This is a genomic window from Nocardioides glacieisoli (assembly GCF_004137245.1).
Classification (GTDB): Bacteria; Actinomycetota; Actinomycetes; order Propionibacteriales; family Nocardioidaceae; genus Nocardioides; species Nocardioides glacieisoli.
The window spans coordinates 1-9,824 of sequence record NZ_SDWS01000021.1 but is presented as its reverse complement, the minus strand read 5'-3'; the positions used below and the strand labels follow the sequence as shown (position 1 = coordinate 9,824).

12 protein-coding genes are annotated in these 9,824 nt (G+C 67.5%); 7 read left to right on the top strand and 5 right to left on the bottom strand.

Annotated features, from left to right (window positions below; translation table 11 throughout):
* From EUA06_RS22095 to EUA06_RS22085, 3 genes are all read right to left on the bottom strand, one after another.
* Positions 1 to 359 (bottom strand): ankyrin repeat domain-containing protein (locus EUA06_RS22095; protein ID WP_165354513.1); only part of this gene is annotated, 359 nt, incomplete at its 3' end.
* 165 nt (positions 360 to 524) lie between these two features.
* On the bottom strand, positions 525 to 767 hold the full coding sequence (locus tag EUA06_RS22090) for a toxin (protein ID WP_129479839.1): 243 nt from the start codon (positions 765 to 767) through the stop codon (positions 525 to 527).
* Positions 764 to 997 carry a ribbon-helix-helix protein, CopG family gene (locus tag EUA06_RS22085; RefSeq protein WP_010834965.1) on the bottom strand — a complete coding sequence of 78 codons (234 nt, stop codon included), beginning with the start codon at positions 995 to 997 and terminating at the stop codon, positions 764 to 766. Before EUA06_RS22085 ends, EUA06_RS22090 begins: the two co-directional genes overlap by 4 nt.
* A gap of 164 nt (positions 998 to 1,161) precedes the next feature.
* On the opposite strand from EUA06_RS22085, the gene EUA06_RS22080 reads away from it, so the two are divergent.
* Complete coding sequence (locus EUA06_RS22080; protein WP_242498325.1) at positions 1,162 to 1,677, top strand: recombinase family protein; 516 nt, start codon at positions 1,162 to 1,164, stop codon at positions 1,675 to 1,677.
* Positions 1,637 to 1,783 carry a helix-turn-helix domain-containing protein gene (locus tag EUA06_RS23165; protein ID WP_340640804.1) on the top strand — a complete coding sequence of 49 codons (147 nt, stop codon included), beginning with the start codon at positions 1,637 to 1,639 and terminating at the stop codon, positions 1,781 to 1,783. Before EUA06_RS22080 ends, EUA06_RS23165 begins: the two co-directional genes overlap by 41 nt.
* Positions 1,784 to 1,948: 165 nt before the next feature.
* Here the strand turns inward: EUA06_RS23165 and EUA06_RS22075 are convergent, their stop codons facing one another.
* Entirely contained in the window at positions 1,949 to 2,644 is a 696-nt protein-coding gene (locus EUA06_RS22075) for a hypothetical protein (protein ID WP_129479837.1), read from the bottom strand.
* A gap of 155 nt (positions 2,645 to 2,799) precedes the next feature.
* Here EUA06_RS22075 and EUA06_RS22070 point away from each other — a divergent pair, with 155 nt between their 5' ends.
* The 3 genes from EUA06_RS22070 to EUA06_RS22060 all read left to right on the top strand — a co-directional run bounded on the left by EUA06_RS22070 (position 2,800) and on the right by EUA06_RS22060 (position 6,833).
* Positions 2,800 to 4,671, top strand: coding sequence for a sensor histidine kinase (locus tag EUA06_RS22070; protein WP_129479835.1), 1,872 nt, complete (start codon positions 2,800 to 2,802; stop codon positions 4,669 to 4,671).
* Positions 4,668 to 5,312 carry a response regulator transcription factor gene (locus EUA06_RS22065; RefSeq protein ID WP_129479834.1) on the top strand — a complete coding sequence of 215 codons (645 nt, stop codon included), beginning with the start codon at positions 4,668 to 4,670 and terminating at the stop codon, positions 5,310 to 5,312. The genes EUA06_RS22070 and EUA06_RS22065 overlap by 4 nt, the downstream gene beginning before the upstream one ends.
* 204 nt (positions 5,313 to 5,516) lie before the next feature.
* Positions 5,517 to 6,833, top strand: a complete 1,317-nt coding sequence (locus tag EUA06_RS22060; protein ID WP_129479841.1) for an IS256 family transposase — start codon at positions 5,517 to 5,519, stop codon at positions 6,831 to 6,833.
* Positions 6,834 to 7,083: 250 nt separating this feature from the next.
* Here the strand turns inward: EUA06_RS22060 and EUA06_RS22055 are convergent, their stop codons facing one another.
* Positions 7,084 to 7,887 (bottom strand): cyclase family protein, encoded by an 804-nt coding sequence (locus EUA06_RS22055; protein ID WP_129479832.1) that lies wholly within the window; start codon positions 7,885 to 7,887, stop codon positions 7,084 to 7,086.
* On the opposite strand from EUA06_RS22055, the gene EUA06_RS23435 reads away from it, so the two are divergent.
* Together EUA06_RS23435 and EUA06_RS22045 are read left to right on the top strand one after the other, a co-directional pair.
* Entirely contained in the window at positions 7,774 to 9,114 is a 1,341-nt protein-coding gene (locus EUA06_RS23435) for a phosphotransferase enzyme family protein (protein ID WP_129479830.1), read from the top strand. The genes EUA06_RS22055 and EUA06_RS23435 overlap by 114 nt on opposite strands.
* Positions 9,115 to 9,170: 56 nt before the next feature.
* The gene (locus EUA06_RS22045; protein ID WP_165354511.1) at positions 9,171 to 9,710 is read left to right on the top strand and encodes a fibronectin type III-like domain-contianing protein; all 540 of its coding nucleotides are present in this window, start codon (positions 9,171 to 9,173) and stop codon (positions 9,708 to 9,710) included.
* Positions 9,711 to 9,824 lie beyond the last annotated feature (114 nt).

The window sequence follows — 9,824 nt, the reverse complement described above, 5'->3', positions numbered from 1 at the left end:
CCACGACCGAACATCTCGGCCGCCTGGCGGGCTGTTGGCGTGCCGGCGTCCAGGTCGGCACCGGCGCCTACGAGTCGACGTACGACCTCATCGGCGCCCTTGAACAAGGCACCAGCGACGATCGACTGGTCGCGAGCGTTGCGCAGGTCGGGGTCGCCGCCGCGGTCGAGCAGCATGTTCACGGTGTCGAGACGATCGTGGTAGGCCGCCAGCATCAGCAACGAGTCGCCCGACTCGGATACCGCATTGATGGGGACGCCGTGGTCGAGGAACTCCCCCAGCTGCTCAGTCTCGCCGGCGCGGGCCAGGTCGAGGGCCAGCGAGAGAACGCGTTCGGCCTGCTCGGGCGTGAGACTCATCTAAGAAGTCTACGAGCACGTGCAGAGCTCACCGACAATGTGTCGCTGACGCTGCAAAGACGGGAGTTCTTGGCCTTCCCCGCGCTCCGGGCCATCTCGTAAGCCGATCCCGTACTGGTCACGTTCCGCGTATCCAGCCCGCTTACGAGGCGTGAGTCGTCCGGTTCAGGGCAGGAGATCCCAGTACTGCTTGCGGGCCGGCATGGCGTGGATGACCATCTCGTCGCCGCTCTCGAAGATCAGGACGACGGTCTCGAGCAGGCGGGCCTGGGTGTCGAAGCCGAGTCGTAGTTCGCGGTGCGGCCAGTCCTCGTCATCAATCGGTTCGACCCAGAGCGGCCAGTCGGCTGCCTGAACTGCGTCCTCTGGGAGTACCCCGTGTCTGAGTGCGCTGTCGTGGATCCTCACGCCGCAGAGCCGGCCAGCGCCCTGCGGATCGCTTCGGATCTCGTGATGTGCTCTCGCTCGGCAATTGCGTCGACCGCAGCGAGCTCGTCCGCTGTGAGGCGTACTGCAACGACCTGCATCGGCTCGGAGCCACGCCCGGGCCGACCGCGTCCGCGGCGCTTCATCTCGTCGACGCCGTAGCCAGCTTCGGCCTCGTCCGCCCATTGCTGGATCTGCTCTTCGCTGACCATGGCCAAAATCGTATTACGAAAAACGGATCGGGGGAAGCGGCGGTAAGTGACGGTACTTGCGGATCGGGAAAGAAAGGCAGTCGCTGGTGGTATCGGGTTCAGCCTGATGCCCGAGCCGACCACATCCCGTGGCGTGGCCGGGCCAAACCTTTGGGAGGTGCGCCATGAGCGCACTACTTGTCGGGTACGCCCGATGCTCCACCGATGCACAAGACCTCACTGCCCAACGCGACGCTCTGCTCGGCCTCGGTGTTGAGGCCGAGCGCATCTATGTCGACCACGGCCTGACGGGCACCAACCGAGAACGGCCCGGGCTCCGCGAGGCACTCGCGGCCTGCCGTGCCGGTGACACCCTTGTGGTGACCAAGCTTGACCGCCTTGCCCGGTCGCTTCCAGACGCCCGAGCGATCGCGGACGAACTCACCTCTCGACAGATCAGCCTGAGCCTGGGCGGGTCGGTCTATGACCCCACCGATGCCGTCGGACGGCTGCTCTTCAACGTCCTGGCCATGGTTGCGGAGTTCGAGTCCGACCTGATCCGGCTCCGAACCGTCGAGGGCATGAAGGTCGCCAAGGCCAAAGGTCGGCTGAAGGGCAAGCAGCCCAAACTCATAACTCAGCCGGAAGCAAGAGGCACACCTGGTTTCCCTGGTCCACAGCGGCGAATACAGCACCCTTGAGGTCGCCGAACTATTCGGTGTCGGCCGCTCCACCGTCTATCGCGCCATCCAGCGCCAACGCCTGGCGGCGAAGGCAGAACTCGTCGACGCCTCCACAAGACGCTGACAGCATCTCGCTGGCGTCCCGCAACCGACACCCACGCGGGACGCTGGCGAGCGACGCACCCCAGAAGCCAACCACCGAGGACCTCGTCCGATAGCGGTTCGTCTTGCGGTGACACCGACCATCCCATCAACGGGCGGGGGCGGATCTCGCCTGCCTAGTGACGGGCTACCAACTCGAGCGCTCGCGGGTCCTGTCAGAGACGACGGAGCCCTTCAGGCTCAACGACAGATCGGCCTCGCCCTGCCGTCGGACGAGGATGATCGCGGCGGTGATGAGCCAGAGCGGGAGGAGCAGGTAGTTCACCAGGCCACCGGGTGGGATGCCCGCGGTGCCCAGGGCGCTGAGTACGCCCAGCACGAGGGTGAGGATCGCGAACCACCGCGGCAGTACGGCGTTGGCCAGACCGGCCAGTCCGGCGCCGAGGAGGGTGGTGGCGATGCCAATGCCCATGCCGGCGAACCCGAAGAAGCCCACGAAGCTGAGGATCCCCAGGGCCTGGTCGTCTTTGGCGTCCGCGGCTCCGTTGATCAGACCCCAGTTCCACATCACCATCTGTGAGAGGCCGGCAGCGACGAGCAACAGGCCGCCGTAGACGATGCTGGAGTATGTCGCTTCGCGAGCTTCGCCCGCACGCAGGTGGCTGCGGAGCGCGGTCCCGAAGAAGACCAGCGCGATCGCCATGACGACCAGGCAGCCGATGGCTGCGTAGTTCAGGGCCAGGTGATCGCGGATCGCCGCAGTGGTCATCGACCCGGGTGAGTCCTGGTCGCCGGTCCGGAACAGGAACATCTGCCCGATCCAGGCCGCGCCCGCGATCGCTCCCGTCCAGGGCAGGAATCGTTCGAACTTGCTGCGAGGCACCTCGCCACTCCCTTCCGCATGATGCCGGCGGGGATCGCCGACACCGCGACCATCCCGGTCGAGTCGCCCGGGCGCACGAGGTCGCCGTCCCGGGTGAGCCGGGAGGTGTTCCCGGGACTGCAGACGGGAGGCTGCCGCGCCGTCAGACTGTGGACATGTTCTTCACGGCCGTTGTGTTCGCGACGGTGGTCCCGATCACGCTTGGTCTGCTGCTCGTGCGGCGTGGTCAGCGTCGGATCGGCTGCCTGCTGGTGGCGCACGGGCTGTCGGTGGGCCTGCTGTTGGGTGGCTCCGAGTTCACGAGCACGACCACGGCGGCCTTAGTTGCCGACCAGCTGCTCGCCGGCGGTTGGGTCTTCCTGTTCCTATGGTTGGTCCTGATCGCCTACGTCTTGCCCGATGGGCGTCCGCTCTCAAGTCGGTGGCTGCTCTGGGTCCGTGTTGGGCTGGCGGGCGCAGCCATTCTTCTCGTGGGTGCGGCCGGTGACCGGAGTACGTTCCGGCAGGAGCACGACGGGCTCGCCCCACCGGTGGCATGGCTATCGCCGGCGGTGTCGGCAGTACTCGGGACGGTCGGGCTGCTGCTCGTCGTACTTCTGTTCTTCGGCTCCGCTGTCGCCGTGCGCAGCCGGCTCAAGGCATCGGCGGGCGAGACCAGGCTCCAACTCCTGTGGCTGGTCTGGGGTGCGCTGGCCGTCCCGCTGGGGCTACTCCTGCTGTGGGCGAACCACTTCCTGCTTAGTGACAATCCCTGGGTTACCGCTGCCACTTTCACCGGTGTCAGCACTGCGCTGCCTGCCACCATCACGATCGCGATCTTGCGCTATCGCCTCTTCGACATCCAGCTCGTCCTCAGCCGCACGCTCACCTATGGCGTCCTGGTTGTCGGTGTGGTGGCGTTGTACGCACTTCTGCTCCTCGCCGTCGCCCGAGTCGGCGGGAACGACACCTTGGGTGGCCTACTCACGGTCGCCGTGGTCGCAGTCGCGGTGCACCCGGCCTACGCTTGGCTCGGCAGGCGGGTCGAGCGGTGGGTCTACGGCTACAGGTCCCAGCCGCACCAAGCCCTCCGCCTGCTCGCCGACCGGGCCGACGCTGCAGCATCTGACACGTTCGGCACTCCCGTCACCGACGCGGTCACTGATGCGATCGCCGAGGCTCTCCGTGCCGATCGCGCGTGGGTGGACACCCGGCCCGGCGAGGCGGGCGATCGTGTCGTCCGGACGCCGCTGGTGCATCGCGGCGAGAGTTTCGGATACCTCGCGGTGGCAGTGCCGCACGGGCGGGAGCTGTCATCCGCGGATCTGGCTCTCCTCCGCGACCTTGCCCGGTATGCGGCGGTCCTCGTCCGATCGGAGAGACAGGGCCAGGCTCTCCGCGAGTCGCGTTCGCGGATCGTGGCTGGCCGCGAGGAGGAGCGCCGCCGGCTCCGCCGAGACCTTCACGACGGGGTCGGTCCGGCGCTGGCAGCCGTCGTGCTCAAGCTCAACGCCGCGCAGTCACGCGCCGATGTCGACGCGCGCGCCGCACTGCTTGCCGAGGCACGCGAGGAGGTCAAGGACGCCATCGCGGAAGTGCGCCGGCTCGTCGACGACCTAAGGCCGCCGGCGATCGACGAGGTCGGCTTGCTTGCGGCGATCCGGCATCGCGCTGGGGCATTGTCCGGAGTGCTGACGATCGAGGTGTCCGGGCCGGAGCCACTGCCCGCGCTGCCCGCGGCGGTCGAAGTCGCTGCCTTCCGAATAGCATCTGAGGCGATGACAAACGCCGTCCGCCATGCCGGCGCGAGCCGCTGCCGGGTCGACGTGTGTTTGAACGGTTGCCTAGAACTCACCATCGCCGACAACGGGCGCGGTCGGGCGCTGGCGACTACGAGCGGGGTGGGGTGGACGTCGATGCGCGAGCGTGCCGCCGAGCTCGGTGGCACCTGCGACATCTCCGACCGGCGAGAAGGAGGCCTCCTCGTGCGTGCGGTCCTGCCTGTTGAGGAGCCTCCGGCGAGCGCGGAGAGCAGGGCCGAGCGATGATCCGGCTGCTCGCGGTCGACGACCACCCGGCGTACCGGCGCGGCCTCGAGCTGATGCTCGCCGACGTCGACGACATCGACATCGTCGGTGAGGCTGAAACCGGTCAACGCGCCGTGGAGCTTGCTGAAGAGCTGGCTCCCGACGTCGTGCTGATGGACCTGCGCATGCCCGAGCTGGACGGCATCGAGGCGACGCGAAGAATCAACCGGCGCGCGTCCGCCCCGGCGGTCGTCGTCCTCACGATGTTCGAGGACGACGACTCCGTCTTCGCGGCGATGCGCGCCGGCGCCCGCGGCTACCTCCTCAAGGGAGCAGAGCAGGACGAGATCGTGCGTGCGATCCGCGCCGCCGCGGCAGGCGAGGCGATCTTCGGCCGCGAGATCGCCCAACGCGTCATCGATCACTTCGCCCGCGGCGCCGGATCCACTGCAGCGGCTTTCCCCTCACTGACCGATCGCGAGCGCGAGGTGTTGGAGCTGGTCGCTGCTGGCAAGGGCAACTCGACCATCGCCCACGAGTTGATGATCAACCTGAAGACGGTACGCAACCACGTATCCAACATCCTCACCAAGCTCCAGGTCTCCGACCGGTCCGCGGCCATCGTGAAGGCACGCGAAGCGGGCCTGGGGGGTGGCAAGTGACTGTGCCGTCAGACGATCGCTATCCGGGACGGTGTAGCAGCCGACGGTGGCGGTCGGCCGCGAGGCCACGACGGCGGGGGTGTCAGATGGTTTGTGTAAGCGGTCGGTCTCAGCAAAGGAACGATGATGAGTGCTGTGACCGAAGGGACCGGGCGACCGGACTACAAGAAGGCGGCCGCCGAGCGGCGTGCCGATCGGGCGGACATGCCGGGCTCGAAGGCCGCGGCCGAGCTCGCGGCGTCCGGGGCACTGGACGGGCTGTTCGCCAAGATCGACTCCGGTGAGATCGAGCTGACCGGCGATGGCGGGTTCATCCCGGGGCTGATCAAGGCCACCCTCGAACGAGGGCTGCAGGCCGAGCTCAGCAGCCATCTGGGCTATGAGAAGGGCGCGCCCGAGGCGTCTGCGGTGTCGAACTCGAGGAACGGGACGACGCCGAAGAAGGTCGCCACCCAGTCCTGGGACATCGATCTGGCGATCCCACGCGACCGTGACGGGACGTTCACACCGACCCTGGTGCCGAAGGGCAGCCGGCGTCTGTCCGGGCTGGACGAGATGATCATCAGCCTCTACGCCGGCGGGATGACGGTCAGGGACATCGGCCACCACCTCGCTTCGACGATCGGGACCGAGCTGTCCCACGAGACGATCTCGAACATCACCGACGCGATCGCGGAGGAGATCCTCGAGTGGCAGGCCCGGCCACTCGACGCGTTCTATCCGGTCGTCTACCTCGACGCGATCGTGGTCAAGGTCCGCGATGGCGCACACGTGATCAACAAGTCGGCCCACATCGCCGTCGGCGTCGACATGGACGGCATCAAGCACGTGCTGGGGATCTGGATCCAGACGTCCGAGGGTGCGAAGTTCTGGGCCGGCGTGTGCGCCGAGCTCGCCAACCGCGGCGTGCGTGACGTGCTCATCGTGTGCTGCGACGGCCTCACCGGCCTGCCCGAGGCGATCGAGGCGACCTGGCAGCACGCGACCGTCCAGACGTGCGTGGTGCACCTGATCCGGGCCTCGATGCGGTTCGTGTCCTACAGCGACCGCAAGCAAGTGGCGAAGGCGCTGAAGCCGATGTACACCGCGTCGAACGACAAGACCGCACGCGATGCGTTCGCCGCGTTCCAGGACTCCATCTGGGGCAAGAAGTATCCACACGCCGTGGCGACCTGGGAGTCCGCGTGGGAGCGGTTCATCCCGTTCCTGGCGTTCCCGCCCGAGCTGCGGCGGGTGATCTACACGACCAACAGCATCGAGTCGTTGAACTACCAGCTGCGCAAGGTCACCAAGAACCGCGGCCACTTCCCCAACGACGACGCCGTGGTGAAGCTGCTGTGGCTGGCGATCTGCAACATCGAGGACAAGAGAGCCCGCGAGCGGGCCAAGGAACGTGGGAAGCCGGCAGCCGAACGCAAGGCCAAGCCACGCCTGGTCGAGGGCCAGGTCGTGACGAACTGGAAACAGGCCCTGGCCCAGCTCGCGATCGCGTACCCCGACCGCATCAACCCCTACCTGTAAGAGAAATCAACCACGAGGGACCGACCGCTTACACAGAAATCTTGACAGGCTCACGACGGCGTCGGGCAGCTGGTTCACGGCACGAGCATCGCCGACGCCGCCATACGAATCTGCCCGACCGGGCAGGGGGCAGCGGCTCAGGAGATCCGTCGACGGCCCCGGTGCTGGGTCGTCCCCGACGCACAAAGCGCGTCCGCGCCCGAAGACGACCCACGCACAGTGCGCAACCGCACTGCGGCTCCGTGGTGGTTCAGCGCTCGCCTGGCTCTGCGACTAGAGCTACGGCTCGCGTCCACGCTCCGCTGCCGCACTCAACCTTGATCGGGAACGCGAGGATGGTGGCCCCGATCGCAGGCACCGCCGTGAGGTTGGCCAGCTTCTCGATCTGCAGATAAGGCTGCTCGATGCCAGCGAAGTGCGCGGGCCACAGCGCCGCCGGATCGCGCCGCTGCTGCCACTCCGCGCCGATCAGCGGATATGGCCGGTCCAAGCTCCAGGCGTCGGTACCGATGGTCCGCACGCCACGCTCGAGCAGCGCCAGCACCGCTTCACGTCCCAGACCACACCCGGTCTCCCAGAACTTCTCATCACCCCAGAGCCGCTCCGCGCCCGTGTAGAACGCCACCACAGCGCCCACCTGCAGATCGGGTGCGATGCCCGCAAGGCGCTCGACCACTTCGTCTCGGCCGATCAGGTGCCCGGTGGGCAGGTCCGACACGTCCACCACCACCAGGTCACCGACGCACCACGAGAGCGGCACACGGTCGATGGTGGCGGCAGGTGCACCGCCTGCTGTCGGCGCGTAGTGCCACGGCGCGTCCACATGGGTACCCGCGTGCGTGGACAGCCGGTGCAGCATCTCACCGGCGAAACCCCGTCCGCCTGGCAGAGCCCCACGTGGGATGCCGAACATGCCCTCCCACACCTCGGCGCCTTCCTCATGCGTCTGTGCCTCCAGCCACGGGGGTACCGGCTCGCTCGGCGACGGTCCGAGACGGTGTGTCAGGTCGACGAGGCGAACACGGTGGCCCAACAGAGAAATCAACTCTTCCACCGGATCATCGTCCCAGCCCTACGCTCGCCTCGGGCTGCGCACCTGCTCGAGATCCTGGTTGCGCCACCTGCCCCGGCCGAGTCGCGTCACCAAGCGTTCGCGAAGAAGCACACTCACATGGCCGCGATCCGTGCATCTGGCGACGTGCGTCTTTATAGCCGCCATCGACGCGGTTGCCCGCCCTGTCAAGTGGCCGCCATGGACGACGACCTCGATGAGCGACAAACCGTCGACGGCGTGGCTGTCCTCCCCACCACTGCCGATGCGGTGTCGGCATCCGTCGCCTGTGCTCGGGCATTGGGGCTGCCAGCCGACGATCCCGAGGTCATCGCCGAGGGCTACAGCGTTCGCGTACGACTCAGGCCCGCACCAGTAGTCACCCGCGTCGTGACCGTCGGGCGCGCACTGCGCCCACACCCCCTGCCCTGGCTCGAACGTGAAGTGCTCGTCGCCCAGTTCCTCGCCGCCTCGGGCGTACCTATCGTCGCCCCGTGGGAGGACCCGGGGCCCCACATCGCAGAGGGACTGGAAGTGTGCCTGTGGCACTGGACCGAACACGACTCCCGCGAAGTATCAGCCGCCGGCTTCGGCGCGATGCTGGGACCGTTGCACGACGCACTGGCCCGCTACCCCGGTGACCTGCCCACCCTGATCGGCCCTCTCACCGACATCTCCCCGGCGCTGGCGATCTCATCAGATCCGACCCTCCATCGCGCTGCCGCCGAGTTGGTCCCCTTGACCCGGTCCTGGCCGGCCCGTCCCCTGCATGGAGACGCCCACACAGGAAACGTGCTCATGACGCCGGACGGACCACTCTGGACCGACTTCGAGGACGTGTGTGTCGGGCCCGTGGAGTGGGACATGGCCTCGATGACGATCACAGACGACGCATTGGCCGCCTACCCCGGCCCATCGACCGGACCCGACTCTCCGACTGCCGTGACCTGCGCCGTCTGCAGGTCCTCGCCGGCCTCCTGGTCGGGAACCACGACGACCCTTCGCTCTACGAGACGCTGGTCGCGCACCTCGACCGACGCCTCCACGACTGATCCGGCCTGCGAGGGAGGGCCGACTGGTCGAAGCCTTCGCGGTACGACGGCCAGGCCAGGCCGGGCTGCCGCTGCCGCGTGCCGAAGCGGCCGAGCCCTGCGGCGACCGCAGGTACGAAGACGCGGGAGGCCGCCGCGCCCAGCTCATGTCAGCCGGGTGACGACCGGTTGCCGGTGAGGGATCCCGCTACGGAGACCCAGGCGACGGACGAGTTGGGGATCCGGAACTCACTGTTGTTCCCGGAGACCCGGGACGTTGAACTGACCGAAGGCGTCGACGTCGGATACCGCGGGTACGCGGCTGCGGGAGCAACGCCGCTCTTCCCGTTCGGCTACGGCCTTTCGTACACCAGCTACCGCTACCGCAATCTCGCGCACGCTGTCGAGGACGGCACGGTCAGGGCCAGTTTCACTGTCCGGAATCAAGGGCAGCGCCGAGGCGTGGAAGTGGCACAGGTGTATGCGGGCGGGTTGCCTGGACGTGTCGGGACGCCGGTGACCCAGCTGGCAGGTTGGGCGCGGGTCGACATTCAGCGACAGTCGCGAAAGCGGGTCACCGTTGAGCTGGCCTGCAAGTCGCTCGCCTATTGGGATACCGACGACGGCCGCTGGATTATGCCTGCCGGACCGGTGAACCTGTCGGTCGGGGCGTCCTCGGCAGACATCCGCCTCGAGGGCAGGGTGCGACTTCCGGGTGGTTCGTGCAGTGAGGGCAGCGAACTTGCCATGAGCGCGTCGTCGCCCGGTGGCGGCGTTGGCCCGAGTGCCGGTTAGACACACTCGGCTCACGGGTGCCACGACCTGCTCTAGGTGTTCTGTCCAGGCACGTTGGGCACGAGGTCGATGGGTGATTTGCCCTTGAGCGAGGTGTGTCCGCGGTGGTGATTG

Excerpts from the sequence above, each read along its gene's own strand:
- EUA06_RS22080 (WP_242498325.1), top strand. The coding sequence starts at position 1,162 with ATGAGCGCACTACTTGTCGGGTACGCCCGATGCTCCACCGATGCACAA.
- EUA06_RS22070 (WP_129479835.1), top strand. The coding sequence starts at position 2,800 with ATGTTCTTCACGGCCGTTGTGTTCGCGACGGTGGTCCCGATCACGCTT.
- EUA06_RS22060 (WP_129479841.1), top strand. The coding sequence starts at position 5,517 with ATGCCGGGCTCGAAGGCCGCGGCCGAGCTCGCGGCGTCCGGGGCACTG.
- EUA06_RS22085 (WP_010834965.1), bottom strand. The coding sequence starts at position 997 with ATGGTCAGCGAAGAGCAGATCCAGCAATGGGCGGACGAGGCCGAAGCT.
- EUA06_RS22065 (WP_129479834.1), top strand. The coding sequence starts at position 4,668 with ATGATCCGGCTGCTCGCGGTCGACGACCACCCGGCGTACCGGCGCGGC.
- EUA06_RS23435 (WP_129479830.1), top strand. The coding sequence starts at position 7,774 with ATGCGTCTGTGCCTCCAGCCACGGGGGTACCGGCTCGCTCGGCGACGG.